Source organism: Streptomyces sp. NBC_00539 (assembly GCF_036346105.1).
Taxonomy (GTDB): Bacteria; Actinomycetota; Actinomycetes; order Streptomycetales; family Streptomycetaceae; genus Streptomyces.
Window position 1 is genome coordinate 2,499,795 of record NZ_CP107811.1, and the last position, 15,107, is coordinate 2,514,901.

Consider the following 15,107-nt stretch of genomic DNA (forward strand, 5'->3'; position numbering starts at 1 on the left):
GGCCGGGGCCGACCGGGCCCAGCCGGACCGGGCCGCCCCGGCCGGGGCCTGCGCCCGGTCGGGGCCTACGCCCGGTCGGGGCGGAGCGCCGCCGTGACGCGGGCCGCCGCCGCGGCCAGGTGGGCGCGGGCCTCGGCCAGCTGCGCCGGCGACACCCCGTGGTCCCGCGCGGCGTCGCGGATGTCGTCGCGGAAGCGGTCCAGCAGCCGGTCCAGGTCCCGCGTCGGGTCGGCCGTCGGGGCCAGGTCCTCGGCCCAGTCCGACGGTGGCGTCGGGGCGCTCGGCCGACCGGCCTGCGCATCCGTACCTCCGTGGCCGCCCGCGCCACCCAGCCACGCACCCGCCAGGCTCCCCAGCACGCCGCCCGACTTCGCGAACTGCTCCTGGAGCTGGCTCGCGATCCGCTGGACCTCCTCGCGCGCCCGCTCCTGCGCCTCCTTCGCCTGGCGGCGCGCCTGCTGCGCCTCCTCGCGCGCCCGGCGGCTCTCGTCCTTCGCCCGCCGCGCCTGCTCCTTCCACTCCGCCTTGGCCTTGCGGAGCTCCTCCTTGGCCGCCTTCCAGCCCTCGTCCTCGACGTGGTCGGCCGTCGCCGAGGCGGCCGCCGCCCGCATCTCGCGCCGCAGGTCCCCGGCCGCGCCCCGGACGTCGTCCCGGATCTCCGCGGCCAGTTCGGAGACCGAGTCGCGGATCTCCAGCTCCAGGTCGGCGAGTTCACCGACCCGGTCGGCCAGTTCGGCGCGGCCCGCCTCGGTGATGGAGTACACCTTGCGCCCGCCTTCGGTGGCGTGCGTGACCAGCCCCTCCGCCTCCAGCTTGGCGAGCCGGGGGTACACCGTTCCCGCGGAGGGCGCGTACAGCCCCTGGAACCGTTCCTCCAGCAGGCGGATCACCTCGTACCCGTGGCGCGGTGCCTCGTCCAGCAGCTTGAGCAGGTACAGGCGCAGGCGTCCGTGGGCGAAGACGGGCGGCATTCAGAGCACCTTCTTGTCGAGCGCGAGCGGGGCGGGGGCGTCGGGGCCCTCGGCCGCCGGGCGGCGCAGCAGGGCGATGGCGCCGGAGACGGTGGTGGCGCGCAGCGTCCCGGTGCCGGCGCCGAGCGTGCCGGTGATCCGCTTGGCGGCCCACTGGCCGGTGATCCGCAGGTCCTCGAAGGCGTTGGAGACGCCGCCGGTAGCGGTGTTGGCCTCCACGCGGGCGTCGGCGGGGTGCGGGAGGCGGATCGCCACCTGTCCGGAGACGGAGTTCAGGGTGATGTCCACGGGCCGCGTGTCGGCCGGGTCGAGCACGAGGTCGATGAGCATGTCACCACTGACCGAGTCGGCCCGGACGCTGCCGCCCGCGCCGTCGACGACGGTCAGGCCGCCGGAGACGGAGTGGAAGGCGAGTTCGCCGTTCACGGACTGCGCCTCGACGCTCCCGGACACGGTGTTGGCCTTGACCCTGCCGGAGAGCCCGACCAGCGTCGTGTCGCCGCTGACGCCGTTGACGTCGGTGGCACCGCTGATGCCGGAGACGAAGGCGGCCGCGCTGACGGTGGCCAGCTGGACGAGGGTGGCGGCGGGCACGGTCAGGGTGACGGTGGCGCTGCGCTCCCAGGCCTTGCGGCCGTCGGCGGAGCCGGTCCAGGCCTTCCAGGGCTTGCCCTCGAACCACTTCTTGAAGCCCTGGGAACCGTTCCAGGGCAGGTCCTCGTAGGAGAGGGTGAGGGTGCCGCCCTCCTGTACGACGTGCAGGGGCGGCCCCTCGACCTCGGCCACTTCGAGGCGGGCCGGCCCGTCGTCTGCGGCGACGACGTTCACGGTGCCGCCGACGACGCGGACGCGGAGTTCGGTCACCGGCTGCTCGAAGGTGAGCTTCTGCGGTTCGGCGACGGACCACGTCATCTGCTCTGCCATGGTTCTGATCCTCCTCGTGGACGCACGAACGGGGCTCGACGCTCGCAACATATCGCGTCTTCTGAGAACACGATATATCGCGGATCGGCGAAGTCAAGCGGCCGACACGCCGGCACGCGCGGGCAGCCCGGCGACCGGACGGGGTCCGGGGCCGGGGGACGTGGGTGAGGAGCGGGGTTACGCGGCCAGCAGCGGGCTCGCGTGGTGGTGCAGCCACGCCCGGTAGGGCGGGGTGCGCAGGGCTGCTTCGCGATAGGCGGCGCGGAGGTCCTCGTACACCTCGGCGTGCGCGCCCGGCCGGCTCGCCAGCAGCAGCCGTACGGCGAGCGGGTCGCCGGAGAGCGGCCGGATCGCCATGTCGTCGCGGGGGCCGGAGGTGGGCTGGCAGGGGGCGACGGCCTCGCCGGAGATGATCAGCGAGGTCGCGGTGTGGTAATCGGCGTGCAGCACCGGCGGGTCCACGCCGGCGCCGGCGAAGACCCGCCGCAGGCCGTCCCACTCGCCGTCCACCGACGGGTCGACCGTCCAGCGGTCGGCGGCGAGTTCCCGTAACTCCACCACCGGCCGCCGCGCGGCGGGATGGTCCCGGGACATGGACACGAACTGCGGCTCCCGCTCCATCAGCACGCGCAGTTCCAGCCCCGGCGGCACCCGCAGCGGACACCCCTCGACCTCGTGCACGAACGCCACGTCCAGTTGCCCCGCGTCCACCATCCGCAGCAGGGCGTTGGCCGACACGTCGACCACCAGCGAGGTCTCCGTCTCGGGCGAGCGCCGGTGCAGCCGGCGCAGCCACCCGGGCAGCGCCCGGCTCGCCGTGGAGCCGATCCGCAGGCGCGGCCCGCGGGCCACCGCGCGGGCGTCGGCCACCAGGGCGGCCATCTCGGCCAGCAGCGGGCGCGCCCGCCCCAGTACGGTGCGCCCGAACGGCGTGGGCCGGCAGCCGGTCCGTTCGCGGAGGAACAGCTCGCCCTCCAGGGCCCGTTCGATCCGGCGGAGCTGAGTGGTCAGCGAGGGCTGGCTCACGCCGAGCTGCCGCGCGGCCTTGTGCAGGCTGCCGGCGTCGGCGATGGCGCACAGTGCGCGCAGATGCCTGACCTCAAGCTCCATGACCAGAGGGTAGGGCGGCCCCCGTCGGCCGCACCAGCCACCGGTATCCCCCCTAATCCCGCCAATTTTACGGAAGTTGACCTACCGAAAACCTACCGATAACCCGGTGTTATCGGTGGCTGACATCATCCGCCGAGCGGTGACGCTCCCGCAGACTCCGGTACCGAACGACCCACCCCCCACACCGGATGAGTAGGAGCTCCCCCACATGCGCCACTCCCGCACGGCCGTTCCGGCCGCCACCGCAGGTCTCGTACTGGCCGCCGCCCTGGCCGGTATCGCCCCCACCGCCAGCGCCGCCCCGGCCCCGTCCGGCAACCCCGCGAGTTACGCCGCCTACGAGCACTCGCAGGAGAACCAGGCCGCCAACCGCGCCTTCTTCGACGCCGTCCAGCGCTCGGTGGCGGAGCAGCGCGCCGCCAACCCCGGCATCCAGTCCGTCACCGTCACCTACAACACGCGCAACGCGCCCAGCTTCCGTACCGTGATAGCCCGTTCCACGCAGATCTGGAACGGCTCGGTGTCCAACGTCAAGCTCCAGGAGGTGTCCTCGGGCGGGAACTTCTCCTACCGCGAGGGCAACGACTCACGGGGTTCCTACGCGAGCACCGACGGCCACGGCCGCGGCTACATCTTCCTCGACTACGCGCAGAACCAGCAGTACGACTCCACCCGGGTGACCGCCCACGAGACCGGACACGTGCTGGGTCTGCCGGACCACTACTCGGGCCCGTGCAGCGAGCTGATGTCGGGCGGCGGGCCGGGCACCTCGTGCACCAACCCCTACCCGAACTCCACCGAGCGCTCCCGGGTGAACCAGCTGTGGGCGAACGGCCTGGTCGCCTCGGGCCTGGGCACCAAGAGCTGACCCGCCGGGACCCTCCGCTGCGTTGGCCGCTGGGCCCACCCGCGGACAACCCGCCGGTATAACCCGCCGGACCAACCCGCCGGTCTAACCCGCCGAGCCCTGGTACCGGGGGCAGTCGGGGTCCGGGCAGGGCCCCGGACCCCAGTTCGGTACGAAGATCCCGAGGGACTTGCGCCGCCCGACGATCACCCGCTCGACGGGGCGCCCGCAGACCGGGCACGACTCCTGCTCGTGCCCGGTCTGCGCGGCGCCCGCCGCACCCGCACTCTGTCGCTCTTCACCGGCCATACCTCCACGGTAGGCCGGTTCGGCGCATCCGGCGGCGCGGGAGGGGGCGGGGAACCTCACGGCTGCGGCTTGCGCCACATCGGCCACATCAGCGGCCCGTCGGGCAGCCGCACCGCCGAGCCCGTGAACTGCCACCCGAGCCGCTCGTACAGCGCCTTGCTCCGCTCGCTGCTGGCCTCCAGGTACGCCGGCACGCCCTCGCGGTCGCACCGTTCCAGCACCGGCCGCATCAGCTCCGTACCCAGGCCCTCGCCCTGCCGTCCCGGCGCCACCGCGATCATCAGCAGGTACTCGTGCTCCTCGGCGGTGGGGTGCACCTCGCCCGTCAGCCGGCCGACCAGCTCGCAGCGCTCGTTGTCCGGGTCGGCCACCGCGCGCATCCTGGCCGGGACGTCGTCCTCGGCCGCCTCCCCCTCGTGGTCCCCGGCCGGGACCCGCAGCCACAGCGCCGCCGCCGAGCCGTCGGCCGCGTAGTCGATCCGGCCCTCCGCCAGCGCCACGTCCACGAACACGCCGAGGAACTTGCCGTGCACCGCCGCCCGGTGCGCCGGGTCGGGGAAGACCCAGCTGCTCACCGGGTCGTCGCGGAACGCCTCGTCCAGCAGCCGGGCCACGGCGTCCCGGTCCGACTGATCCGCCCTACGTATCTCCAGCACCACGGAACCCACCCCTCGCTCACGTTGCAACAACAGTGAGTGATCCTAGAGTTGGGCCCCGGGCGCGGACAGGCCTGTTCCGGCACCATGCGGTGCCGGAACAGGCCTGTCGCTCGCGGTCCTACGGAGCCTCCGGGTGCGGCGCGGTCACCCGGTGCGGCGAAGTCACCGGGTGCGGCGAAGTCACCGGGTGCGGCGCGTGACGAACTCCGCCAGCGCCAGCAGGCCGCCCGCCGCCCCGTGGTCCGGTACGGCCCGCGACAGCTGCTGCACCGCCCGTCCCATCCGGTCCGCCGCGTGGGCCTGCGCCCAGTCGCGGCCGCCCGCCCGCTCCACCGCGTCGGCGGCCCTGCGCACGTCGTCCCCGGTCATCGGGCCGGCGTACAGCTCGGCCAGCTCCGCCCCGGCCGTCGTGCCCGAGGTGAGGGCGGCCACGACCGGGAGGGACTTCTTGCGGGCGATCAGGTCCGCCCCGGCGGGCTTGCCGGTGTGCCCGGGGTCGCCCCAGATGCCGATCAGGTCGTCGATCAGCTGGAAGGCCAGCCCGGCCTCCCTGCCGAAGCCGTCCATCGCGTCGACCTCGTCCGGACCGGCCCCCGCGTACAGGGCGCCCAGCGCGCAGGCGCACCCCAGCAGGGCTCCGGTCTTGGCGGTGGCCATCGTCAGGCACTCGTCGAGCGAGACGTCCGGCCGCGCTTCGAAGGCGCAGTCCGCCTGCTGCCCCGCGCACAGCTCGATGACGCAGGCCGCGAGCCGGGCGGCGGCCGCCGCCGAGGCGGGGTGCGGGTCCTCCGCCAGCTGTTTCAGCGCGAGCGCCATCATGGCGTCGCCCGTGATGAGCGCGTCCGGTATGCCGAAGACGGTCCAGGCCGTGGCGCGGCCCCGCCTCCTGACGTCCTTGTCGATGATGTCGTCGTGCAGGAGCGTGAAGTTGTGCGCGAGTTCCACGGCCACCGCAGCGCGTACGGCGTCCTCCGCCTCCCCGTCGCCCGGCCCGCGCAGGGCCCGCGTCGCCGCGAGGACCAGGGCCGGGCGGATGGCCTTGCCCGGGTTGCCCGCGGCGGGGGTGCCGTCCGCGTGCTCCCATCCGAAGTGGTACATCGCCACGCGCCGCATGGAGCCGGGCAGGAGCTCGACCGTCCGGCGCAGTCGCGGGTTGACCGTCTCCCTCGTCCGTTCCAGCAGGGCCGCCGCTTCCTGGCCCTCGCCCGTGGTGACCGCACCGGTCGTCGCCATCGTGTGCCCCGCCGTGCCCCGAGCCGGCCGGCTCAGCGCCAGCGGCCGATCTCGACGTTCTCCAGGATGCCGAGCGCGTCCGGCACCAGGACCGCGGCGGAGAAGTAGGCGGTCACGAGGTAGGAGATGATCGCCTGCTCGCTGATCCCCATGAACCGCACCGACATGCTCGGCTCGATCTCGTCCGGGATGCCCGGCTGGTGGAGGCCGATCACACCGGAGGCGTCCTCGCCGGTGCGCATGCACAGGATCGAGGTCGTACGGGCGTCGCTGATCGGGATCTTGCTGCACGGGAAGATCGGTACTCCGCGCCAGGACGGTACGCGGTGGCCGCCGATGTCGACCGCCTCGGGGTAGAGGCCGCGCTTGTTGCACTCGCGTCCGAAGGCCGCGATGGCCTTGGGGTGGGCGAGGAAGAGGTTGGAGTCGCGCCGCATGCTGAGCAGCTGGTCCATGTCGTCCGGGCTGGGCGCGCCGTCGTGCGGCTGGATGCGCTGGTCGTAGTCGGCGTTGTGGAGCAGACCGAAGTCGGGGTTGTTGACCATCTCGTGCTCCTGGCGCTCGCGCAGCGCCTCGACCGTGAGCCGCAACTGCTGCTCGGTCTGGTTCATCGGCTGGTTGTACAGGTCGGCGACGCGCGTGTGGACCCGGAGAACCGTTTGTGCGATGGAGAGTTCGTACTCGCGCGGGCGCGCCTCGTAGTCCACGAACGTGCCGGGGAGGACGGCTTCGCCCTGGTGGCCGGAGGAGAGCTCGATCGCGGCTTCGCCGTGCTTGTTGGTCCGCTGGGGCGGCAGCGAGCGCTGCGTGTCCACGTGCGCGCGCAGGGAGTCGACGCGGTCGGCGAGGAGCTGGAAGTCCTGGCGGGTCAGGACGAGCGCGGTTCCGGAGGTGACCGCCCTTGCCGTGTACTCCCAGATCGCCTCCTCGTCGACGAGGGCGTCCTCGCCGAAGAAGGCGCCGTCGGCGACGGTGCGCAGCACCGCGTCCTCGCCGTAGGGGCCGGGGCCGACCTGTTCGATGCGGCCGTGGGCGAGGAGGAAGACCTTGTCGGAGGGGCTGCCGAAGGAAGTCAGCTCCTGGCCGGGCGCGAAGTCGACCTGCTGGCAGCGGGCGGCGAGTTCGGTGAGGACGTCGAGGTCCTCGTAGTCGCGCAGGAGCGGCAATTCGCCGAGCTCGGCCGGGATCACCTGGACCTGGGTGCCGGTCTTGATGAACTCCACGATGCCGTTGCCGACGGAGTAGCTCAGCCGGCGGTTGACACGGTACGTGCCGCCCTGCACCGACACCCACGGGAGCATCTTCAGCAGCCACCGTGAGGTGATCTCCTGCATCTGCGGCGCGGACTTGGTCGTGGTTGCCAAGTTCCGCGCGGCCGAGGTGCCGAGACTCCGCTGGGGGCTCTGCGTCTGGGCCTCGGACTCGGAACCTGCCTGGACCGACATGTGTTTCCCTTTCGATCACTCCATGGATCTGCGGGTCCAGGCTGTCAGTACGGGGCGTAGTGGGACCATTACACAAAAGGGTGGGACTACTCCGTCTGCGGGATGGGCACTGTCATGGGCCGTTCGCGACGGGGCCGACGGGACGGGAGTGACGGGGCGGGAGCGACGCCGTCTGGCCGGATCCGCTCGCTCGCCGTACGAACCCCCTGGCTCGGAGTGACCGCTTCCACTACACCGGTACGTAACGAGGCGAGCACGTAAGGTGACCGCCACGCGCGTACTGCGAAGGAGGCGGCCATGTCCGCACCCATGTCCGCGGACCGGTTCATCGAAGCGCTGCGGGACGAGGGCCTGACCGTGGTGGAGGTCGGGGCCTGGCGCACCCACAACCGCAACCACAAGGGGCCCTGGGGCCCGGTGCACGGCGTGATGATCCACCACACCGTCACGCACGGCAGCGCGTACACCGTCTCGCTCTGCCGCGACGGCGACGAGGAGCTGCCGGGCCCCCTGTGCCACGGCGTGATCACCAAGGACGGCCGCGTCCACCTGGTCGGCTACGGCCGCGCCAACCACGCGGGCGCGGGCGACTCCGACGTCCTGGCGGCGGTGATCGCGGAGAAGCGCCTCCCGCCCGACCACCACGCCGACACCGACGGCAACCGCTACTTCTACGGCTTCGAGTGCGAGAACCTCGGCAGCGGCGACGACCCCTGGCCGAAGGTCCAGCTGGACGCGATGGCCAAGGCGGCGGCCGCGGTGTGCCGGGTCCACGGCTGGGGCGAGCGCTCGGTGATCGGCCACCTCGAATGGCAACCCGGCAAGATCGACCCGAAGGGCTTCACGATGGACTGGTTCCGCGCCCGCGTGGCGGACCGGCTCAAGTAGCGAACCGTCCGCCCGCCCACGCCCGACAACGGCTCCACCGCCACCGTCATCGCCCGTATCCTCCCCGCCCACCGCCGCCGGGGTCTGGGCGCCGGCCTCTACGCCCACGGCCTCGCCCAGGCCCGCGCCCTCGCCCCGGCCGCCGTCGAAACGGTGGTCCTGGCCTCCAACCCCGCCGGCCTGCGCTTCGCCCTCGCCCACGGCTTCACCGAAACCGACCGCTACCTGCTCCCGGGCGCCACCGTCCCGTACATCGACCTCCGCCTGGCCTGACGCCGCCCCGCACGACTCGGCCGAGGTACGGCGCGGAGCAGGTGTGGACAGGGCTGTGACGTGCGACGGCACGGGCACGAGCGCCCCACAATGGGAGGCGTGAACCGCCCCCCGAACCCCGACGCGCTCCTGCAGCAACGCCCGCCGTCCCCGGTGCAGGAGGTCCATGACGAGCGGTTCGGGCGGCACGGCGTCCGGCTGCTGCTGAAGCGGGACGACCTCGTGCATCCGGAGCTGCCCGGGAACAAGTGGCGCAAGCTCGCGCCCAATCTGCGGGCTGCCGTGGAGGGCGGGTACTGCGGGCTGGTGACCTTCGGTGGGGCCTACTCCAACCACCTGCGGGCCACCGCCGCGGCCGGGCGGTTGCTGGGGATGGCGACCGTCGGGGTGGTGCGCGGGGACGAGCTGGCCGGGCGGCCGCTCAACGCCTCGCTGGCCCGCTGCGCGGCCGACGGGATGCGGCTGCACTTCGTCTCCCGCTCCGAGTACCGCCGCAAGGCCGAGCCCGGGGTGCAGGCCGGGTTGCTCGCCGCGGCCGGCGCGGACGGCGCGTACGTGATCCCGGAGGGCGGCAGCAACGCCCTCGCCCTGCTCGGCTGCGCCGAACTCGGCCGCGAGCTGCGCGGGGCCGGCGACGTCGTCGCCGTGGCCTGCGGTACCGGCGGCACGCTGGCCGGCCTCGCGGCGGGACTCGGGCCCGGCCAGCGGGCCGTCGGCGTCCCGGTGCTGGCCGGCGGCTTCCTGGACGCGGAGATACGTTCCCTCCAGCGGCAGGCCTTCGGCGGCCCGGCGGGCGACTGGACGCTGGCCGAGGGCTTCCACCACGGCGGCTACGCCCGGGTCCCCGCCGAGCTGGAGGCCTTCGCCGCCGGGTTCGAGGCTCGGCACCGCATCCCCGTCGAGCGGGTCTACGTCGCGAAGCTGCTCTGGGCCCTGACGGCGCTGACCGGGTGCGGGGCCTTCCCCCGCGGCACCACCCTCGCCGCGGTCGTCACGGGAGCGCCGGAGCCGTCAGCACCGGAGCCGTCAGTGCCGGAGCCATCGGCGCCGGGGCCGCCAGTCCCGGACCCGTCAGCCCCCGCCCCCTCCGGCACGGCTCAGACCGAGTCCTCCCGGTAGGCCGCGGCCTCCTCCAGGTCCAGCCGGCGCAGCAGCACCCGTAGCATCTCGTCGTCGATCTGCCGCCGGTCGCGCAGCGTCACGAACACCTCCCGCTCGGCCTCGATCATCTCCCCGGCCAGCCGCCGGTAGATGTCGTCGGCGGACTCCCCCGTCACGGGGTTGACCTCGCCGAGCCGTTCCCACACCGCGTTGCGCCGTCGCTCCATCACCGTCCGCAGCCGGTCAGCCAGCGGCCCCGGCAGGGCGTTGCGCGCTTCGGCCAGCAGCTCGTCCAGCCGGTCCTCCGCCGCCCGCGAGGCCTCGCTCTGCGCCTGGGCCTCCGCCAGCGTCTCCGCCTGGACGTCGCGCGGCGGCAGCCGCAGCAGCCGGATCAGCGGCGGCAGGGTCAGGCCCTGCACCACCAGCGTCGCGATGACCGTCGTGAAGGTCAGGAACAGGATCAGGTTCCGGTGCGGCACGCTGATCGGCACGGAGAAGGCGATGGCCAGCGAGACCACCCCGCGCATCCCCGCCCAGCCCACGATGACGGGCGCCTTCCAGGTCGTCTCGGGCTCGCGCCTGCGGATCCGCTCGGACAGCACCCTGGGCAGGAACGTCGTGGGGAACACCCAGACGTACCGCGCCACCACCACGGCCAGGAACACCGCCAGCGCGTACCAGGCCGCGCGCCAGCCCTCGTACTCGCCCAGCCCCTTGAGGACCACCGGCAGCTGGAGGCCGATCAGCGCGAAGACCACCGACTCCAGCAGGAAGGAGACCATCTTCCACACCGCGGTTTCCTGGAGCCTCGTCGCGAAGTCGACCTGCCAGTTGCGGTGCCCGAGGTACAGCGCGACCACGACGACCGCGAGCACGCCCGAGGCGTGCACCCGCTCGGCCGCCGCGTACGCGACGAACGGGATCAGCAGCGACAGGGTGTTCTGCAGCAGCGGCTCCCGCAGCCGCTTGCGCAGCAGGTGGATCGGCACCATCAGCACCAGCCCGACCCCGACGCCGCCCACGGAAGCGAGCAGGAACTCCGCGATCCCGCCGGCCCAGCCGGAGCTGAGGCCGACGGCGGCGGCCAGCGCCACCTTGTAGGCCGTGATCGCGGTGGCGTCGTTGACCAGCGACTCGCCCTGCAGGATGGTCGTGATCCGGTTCGGCAGTCCGAGCCGGCGCGCGATCGCCGTCGCCGCGACCGCGTCCGGCGGTGCGATCACCGCGCCGAGCACCAGCGCCACGGGCAGCGACAGCCCCGGCACCACGAGGTAGGCCACGTACCCCACGGCGATCGTCGCGAAGAGCACGTACCCCACGGAGAGCAGCGCGACGGGCCGTACGTTGGCCCGCAGGTCCAGGTACGAGCTCTCCACGGCGGCCGTGTACAGCAGCGGCGGAAGCAGCAGCGGCAGCACGATGTGGGGGTCGAGGGTGTACGAGGGCACGCCCGGGACGTACGAGGCGATCAGGCCGACGGCGACGAGCAGCAGCGGTGCGGGCACCGGGGTGCGTCGGGCCACCCCGGCGACGATCGCGCTGCCCGCCACCAGGCCCACCAGCGGCAATACCTCCATCGAAGATCGACCCTCCTCGGTATCAACCGTCCTGTGCGCCCGCACGTCAGTACGCTGGCCATCATGAGCGAGTGCACCCACGTTGCCGAACTGCCGCGCCCCGAGCCCGTCCCGCTTGCCCTGACCTGCCCGGAATGTCTGGCGGTCGGCAGCCATCCCGTGCAACTCCGGATGTGTCTGGGGTGCGGACACGTGGCGTGCTGCGATTCCTCGCCCTACCGGCACGCCACGGCGCACCACCACGAGACGGGCCATCCGGTGATGCGCAGCTTCGAACCGGGCGAGACGTGGCGGTGGTGTTTTGTCGACGGTTCGATCGTCTGAGGCGGGGTAGGTCAACCCTCCGCCGGTTCCCCCGAATTGGGCCCGCAGACCCCTAGCCACTGTGTGTACCCGTGGGCTTACCATCGGTCACCGGCCGCAGGAACGGCGGGTGTCCCGGGCACTCCCAGCGGGTGCCGTGAGGGGTGCCGCGACACGATCACCCGGATCGCGATAGCGTCACCGGCGAACAGAGCTCGTACCACCTTGGAGGTGAGGGTGTCCCAGATCGCAGGCGAGCCCGCGACCCAGGACTTCGTCGAAGTCCGGCTGCCGGCTGCGGGTGCCTACCTGTCGGTGCTGCGCACGGCGACAGCCGGTCTCGCGGCACGGTTGGACTTCACCCTCGACGAGATCGAGGACCTCCGCATCGCGGTGGACGAGGCCTGCGCGATCCTGCTCCAGCAGGCCGTGCCCGGCTCCGTCCTCAGCTGTGTGTTCCGGCTGATCGACGATTCGCTGGAAGTCACCGTCTCGGCGCCGACCACGGACGGCCGCGCACCCGAGCGCGACACGTTCGCGTGGACGGTGCTGTCCGCCCTCGCCGGCAAGGTCGAGGCGACGGTCGAGGAGAACCGCACGGTGTGCATCAGCCTTTACAAACAGCGCGGCGCGGGGCCAGGCCCGGCGTGAGCGGCGGGGAGATCCCGGTGCGGGGCGGGGATCGGCCCCGGGTACGGCATGAGGTCGACGGCGGCATCCCGGAGCAGCAACACGCCCGGCCGCACCCGGCTGACGCGGATGCGGAAAGCGGCTTTTTGGACTCGGCGGAGCGACGGGCGGGCCCTATGAGCGAGAACCAGCACGACGAACCACAATCCTCACAGCCACCCGCGGCCGTGGCCCAGGCGGCTCCGGCGCTGCCGGATCCGCGCGACCGCAGTGGCGCGCGGGCGCTGTTCTTCGAACTGCGGGAGCTGCCCGACGGTTCCCCGGAGCGGGCGGAGCTGCGCAACCGCCTGGTCCGGATGCACCTGCCGCTGGTGGAGCACCTGGCCCGGCGGTTCCGCAACCGCGGCGAGCCGCTCGACGACCTGACCCAGGTGGCGACGATCGGCCTGATCAAGTCGGTGGACCGGTTCGACCCGGACCGGGGCGTGGAGTTCTCCACATACGCCACGCCCACGGTCGTCGGCGAGATCAAGCGGCACTTCCGCGACAAGGGCTGGGCGGTACGGGTGCCCCGGCGCCTGCAGGAGCTGCGGCTCTCGCTGACCACGGCCACGGCGGAACTCTCCCAGCAGCACGGCCGCTCCCCCACGGTCCACGAGCTGGCGGAGCGGCTCGGGATCTCCGAGGAGGAGGTGCTGGAGGGGCTGGAATCGGCCAATGCCTACAGCACGCTCTCGCTGGACGTCCCCGACACCGACGACGAGTCGCCGGCGGTCGCGGACACGCTGGGCTCGGAGGACGAGGCGCTGGAGGGCGTCGAGTACCGCGAGTCCCTCAAACCGCTGCTGGAAGGGCTGCCGCCCAGGGAGAAGCGGATCTTGTTGCTCCGGTTCTTCGGCAACATGACGCAGTCGCAGATCGCCCAGGAGGTCGGCATCTCCCAGATGCACGTCTCCCGCCTGCTGGCCCGCACCTTGGCCCAGCTGCGCGACAAGCTCCTCGTGGAGGAGTGAGCGGGGAGCCCGGTGGGACTCAGGCGGCGGGCCCGATGCCCAGCGCCTCGGTCGCCGTCGGGTTCACCAGCAGGACCACGACCGCCAGCGCGGCCGCCGCCAGGGCCACCGCGGCGGCGGTCAGCGCACCTCCGGCGGTCCACAGCGTCCACGCCACCGGCAGCGCCATCAGCTGGGTGATCAACGCCGGGCCCCGGCTCCACCGGCGGCCCAGGCGCAGCCCCCGCGCCGCGATCAGCGGCAGCGCGGCGAGCGCGAGCAGGGTCAGGCCGCCGGTCTCTGACTGCTGCGCGGAGTCGACGTGGCCTGCGACGCCGACGAACAGCAGGTAGCCGCCGAGGCCGGCCAGGGCCAGACCCTGGAGCGCGCACAGGACGGCGGCGGCGGTCAGCCGGCCGGGCAGCGCGGCGGCGGGCGCGTCGGGGGCCGGGGCATTCGGGGTCGGCTTCTCACTCACTCCAGCAGGGTAGCCGCGCGCCGCCCGCGCCGGGGCGGACGGTGCCCGGGGACGGGCAGTATGGGCCGCCTCCGAGCGGGTGGGTAGGCTGGCGCTCATGCGTGCACTTCTCGTGGCCAATCCAGCAGCGACGACCACCAGTGCGCGTACGCGTGACGTCCTGACCCACGCCCTGGCCAGTGAGATGAAGCTGGAGGCGGTGACCACCGAGTACCGGGGTCACGCCCGTGACCTGGGACGCAAGGCGGCCCACGAGGGTCTGGACCTCGTCGTGGCCCTGGGCGGCGACGGCACGGTCAACGAGGTGGTCAACGGCCTCCTGCACGACGGGCCCGACCCGGACCGGCTGCCGGGGCTCGCGGTGGTCCCGGGCGGTTCGACGAACGTGTTCGCCCGCGCGCTCGGACTGCCCAACGACGCGGTCGAGGCGACCGGCGCCCTGCTGGACGCGCTGCGGGAACGGCGCGAGCGCACGGTGGGTCTGGGTCTGGCGGCCGGGGCCCCCGGCACGGAGGACGAGTCCGTCCCGGCGCGCTGGTTCACCTTCTGCGCGGGCTTCGGTTTCGACGCCGGGGTCGTGGGCAGGGTCGAGCAGCAGCGGGAACGCGGCAAGCGTTCGACGCACGCCCTGTACGTACGACAGCTCGTGCGCCAGTTCCTCGACGAACCCAACCGGCGGCACGGAACGGTCACCCTGGAGCGGCCCGGCGAGGAGCCCGTGCGGGACCTGGTGCTGTCGATAGTCTGCAACACCTCGCCCTGGACCTACCTGGGGAACCGTCCCCTGTACGCCTCCCCCGACGCGTCGTTCGATACCGCACTTGACGTATTGGCGCTGGACCGTTTGTCAACTCCGGCGGTCGCCAAGTACGCCACTCAGCTCCTGACCTCGACTCCTGAGCGCGGTCCACAGGGCAAGCACGCGGTGACTCTGCACGATCTGACCGACTTCACCTTGCATTCGAAGGTTCCGCTCCCCTTCCAGATGGACGGGGACCACCTGGGATTGCGGACCAGCGTTCGGTTCACAGGCGTTCGCCGTGCACTGCGTGTGATTGTGTGAGTAGAAGAGCTAAAAATCCTTTCACTCGAACGTTTACACGCCGGTACACCCCCAGGAACTAGGGCTGTGACCTAGTCGACACCGACGAATCCAAAAAAACTTTCCGGAAGGGGTTGTATCCCCGTCCGAGGTTTGCGAATCTCTACATGGCGATCGGGACAGCCCGCACAACCCGGCACCCACACAGACCGCCAGAACCCCACCACGAATCTTCGGACCCCCCAGTCGTCTTCTGGGGGCCAGCCCTTCCCTCACGGGGGGATTCGTGAAAGCGTTCACATTCACAAGCCACCTGTTCGCAATA

General features: G+C 72.5%; 16 protein-coding genes and 1 pseudogene. 8 read left to right on the top strand and 9 right to left on the bottom strand.

All coding sequences use genetic code 11. From position 1 onward, the window contains the following. Positions 1–65: 65 nt before the first annotated feature. The 3 genes from OG861_RS10785 to OG861_RS10795 form a co-directional block, all read right to left on the bottom strand. Positions 66–971 (bottom strand): helix-turn-helix transcriptional regulator, encoded by a 906-nt coding sequence (locus OG861_RS10785; protein WP_329198194.1) that lies wholly within the window; start codon positions 969–971, stop codon positions 66–68. Continuing rightward, on the bottom strand, positions 972–1,895 hold the full coding sequence (locus tag OG861_RS10790; protein WP_329198192.1) for a DUF4097 family beta strand repeat-containing protein: 924 nt from the start codon (positions 1,893–1,895) through the stop codon (positions 972–974). It abuts the gene before it with no gap. Between the two features lie 177 nt (positions 1,896–2,072). Continuing rightward, the gene (locus tag OG861_RS10795) at positions 2,073–3,005 is read right to left on the bottom strand and encodes a LysR family transcriptional regulator (RefSeq protein ID WP_329198190.1); all 933 of its coding nucleotides are present in this window, start codon (positions 3,003–3,005) and stop codon (positions 2,073–2,075) included. Positions 3,006–3,213: 208 nt separating this feature from the next. On the opposite strand from OG861_RS10795, the gene snpA reads away from it, so the two are divergent. Further along, entirely contained in the window at positions 3,214–3,873 is a 660-nt protein-coding gene (snpA, locus tag OG861_RS10800) for a snapalysin (RefSeq protein WP_329198189.1), read from the top strand. Positions 3,874–3,957: 84 nt separating this feature from the next. Here the strand turns inward: snpA and OG861_RS10805 are convergent, their stop codons facing one another. The 4 genes from OG861_RS10805 to OG861_RS10820 all read right to left on the bottom strand — a co-directional run bounded on the left by OG861_RS10805 (position 3,958) and on the right by OG861_RS10820 (position 7,498). Further along, entirely contained in the window at positions 3,958–4,161 is a 204-nt protein-coding gene (locus tag OG861_RS10805; protein ID WP_329198187.1) for a hypothetical protein, read from the bottom strand. A 56-nt stretch (positions 4,162–4,217) separates the two neighbouring features. Further along, positions 4,218–4,820 (bottom strand): GNAT family N-acetyltransferase, encoded by a 603-nt coding sequence (locus tag OG861_RS10810; protein ID WP_329202442.1) that lies wholly within the window; start codon positions 4,818–4,820, stop codon positions 4,218–4,220. Positions 4,821–5,000: 180 nt separating this feature from the next. Beyond that, positions 5,001–6,053: a family 2 encapsulin nanocompartment cargo protein polyprenyl transferase gene (locus OG861_RS10815; protein WP_329198185.1), complete on the bottom strand. Its 1,053-nt coding sequence runs from the start codon at positions 6,051–6,053 to the stop codon at positions 5,001–5,003. 32 nt (positions 6,054–6,085) lie between these two features. Next, a complete protein-coding gene (locus OG861_RS10820) occupies positions 6,086–7,498 on the bottom strand; it encodes a family 2B encapsulin nanocompartment shell protein (RefSeq protein ID WP_329198184.1) in 1,413 nt (470 codons plus the stop codon). Between the two features lie 297 nt (positions 7,499–7,795). On the opposite strand from OG861_RS10820, the gene OG861_RS10825 reads away from it, so the two are divergent. The 3 genes and pseudogenes from OG861_RS10825 to OG861_RS10835 all read left to right on the top strand — a co-directional run bounded on the left by OG861_RS10825 (position 7,796) and on the right by OG861_RS10835 (position 9,778). After that, the gene (locus tag OG861_RS10825; RefSeq protein WP_329198182.1) at positions 7,796–8,386 is read left to right on the top strand and encodes an N-acetylmuramoyl-L-alanine amidase; all 591 of its coding nucleotides are present in this window, start codon (positions 7,796–7,798) and stop codon (positions 8,384–8,386) included. A 3-nt stretch (positions 8,387–8,389) separates the two neighbouring features. After that, positions 8,390–8,659: pseudogene (locus OG861_RS10830) on the top strand (GNAT family N-acetyltransferase); the annotation flags it as partial. A 90-nt stretch (positions 8,660–8,749) separates the two neighbouring features. Next, entirely contained in the window at positions 8,750–9,778 is a 1,029-nt protein-coding gene (locus OG861_RS10835) for a 1-aminocyclopropane-1-carboxylate deaminase/D-cysteine desulfhydrase (protein WP_329198180.1), read from the top strand. On the opposite strand, the gene OG861_RS10840 is transcribed toward OG861_RS10835, so the two are convergent. Next, entirely contained in the window at positions 9,757–11,337 is a 1,581-nt protein-coding gene (locus OG861_RS10840; RefSeq protein WP_329198179.1) for a Na+/H+ antiporter, read from the bottom strand. The genes OG861_RS10835 and OG861_RS10840 overlap by 22 nt on opposite strands. Before the next feature lie 63 nt (positions 11,338–11,400). Here OG861_RS10840 and OG861_RS10845 point away from each other — a divergent pair, with 63 nt between their 5' ends. The 3 genes from OG861_RS10845 (at position 11,401) to OG861_RS10855 (ending at position 13,283) form a co-directional block, all read left to right on the top strand. Further along, on the top strand, positions 11,401–11,661 hold the full coding sequence (locus OG861_RS10845; protein WP_329198177.1) for a UBP-type zinc finger domain-containing protein: 261 nt from the start codon (positions 11,401–11,403) through the stop codon (positions 11,659–11,661). A 216-nt stretch (positions 11,662–11,877) separates the two neighbouring features. After that, positions 11,878–12,291, top strand: a complete 414-nt coding sequence (locus OG861_RS10850) for an anti-sigma regulatory factor (RefSeq protein WP_329198175.1) — start codon at positions 11,878–11,880, stop codon at positions 12,289–12,291. Positions 12,292–12,302: 11 nt separating this feature from the next. Continuing rightward, on the top strand, positions 12,303–13,283 hold the full coding sequence (locus OG861_RS10855; protein WP_443056784.1) for an RNA polymerase sigma factor SigF: 981 nt from the start codon (positions 12,303–12,305) through the stop codon (positions 13,281–13,283). Between the two features lie 19 nt (positions 13,284–13,302). On the opposite strand, the gene OG861_RS10860 is transcribed toward OG861_RS10855, so the two are convergent. Next, positions 13,303–13,740: a hypothetical protein gene (locus OG861_RS10860; RefSeq protein ID WP_329198171.1), complete on the bottom strand. Its 438-nt coding sequence runs from the start codon at positions 13,738–13,740 to the stop codon at positions 13,303–13,305. A 97-nt stretch (positions 13,741–13,837) separates the two neighbouring features. Between OG861_RS10860 and OG861_RS10865 the strand changes: the two genes are divergently transcribed. Continuing rightward, on the top strand, positions 13,838–14,803 hold the full coding sequence (locus OG861_RS10865; RefSeq protein ID WP_329198169.1) for a diacylglycerol/lipid kinase family protein: 966 nt from the start codon (positions 13,838–13,840) through the stop codon (positions 14,801–14,803). The last annotated feature ends 304 nt before the right edge of the window (positions 14,804–15,107 follow it).

Coding starts and splice junctions, on each gene's coding strand:
- OG861_RS10785 (WP_329198194.1), bottom strand. CDS start 971: ATGCCGCCCGTCTTCGCCCACGGACGCCTGCGCCTGTACCTGCTCAAG.
- OG861_RS10790 (WP_329198192.1), bottom strand. CDS start 1,895: ATGGCAGAGCAGATGACGTGGTCCGTCGCCGAACCGCAGAAGCTCACC.
- OG861_RS10795 (WP_329198190.1), bottom strand. CDS start 3,005: ATGGAGCTTGAGGTCAGGCATCTGCGCGCACTGTGCGCCATCGCCGAC.
- snpA (WP_329198189.1), top strand. CDS start 3,214: ATGCGCCACTCCCGCACGGCCGTTCCGGCCGCCACCGCAGGTCTCGTA.
- OG861_RS10805 (WP_329198187.1), bottom strand. CDS start 4,161: ATGGCCGGTGAAGAGCGACAGAGTGCGGGTGCGGCGGGCGCCGCGCAG.
- OG861_RS10815 (WP_329198185.1), bottom strand. CDS start 6,053: ATGGCGACGACCGGTGCGGTCACCACGGGCGAGGGCCAGGAAGCGGCG.
- OG861_RS10820 (WP_329198184.1), bottom strand. CDS start 7,498: ATGTCGGTCCAGGCAGGTTCCGAGTCCGAGGCCCAGACGCAGAGCCCC.
- OG861_RS10825 (WP_329198182.1), top strand. CDS start 7,796: ATGTCCGCACCCATGTCCGCGGACCGGTTCATCGAAGCGCTGCGGGAC.
- OG861_RS10835 (WP_329198180.1), top strand. CDS start 8,750: ATGGGAGGCGTGAACCGCCCCCCGAACCCCGACGCGCTCCTGCAGCAA.
- OG861_RS10840 (WP_329198179.1), bottom strand. CDS start 11,337: ATGGAGGTATTGCCGCTGGTGGGCCTGGTGGCGGGCAGCGCGATCGTC.
- OG861_RS10845 (WP_329198177.1), top strand. CDS start 11,401: ATGAGCGAGTGCACCCACGTTGCCGAACTGCCGCGCCCCGAGCCCGTC.
- OG861_RS10865 (WP_329198169.1), top strand. CDS start 13,838: ATGCGTGCACTTCTCGTGGCCAATCCAGCAGCGACGACCACCAGTGCG.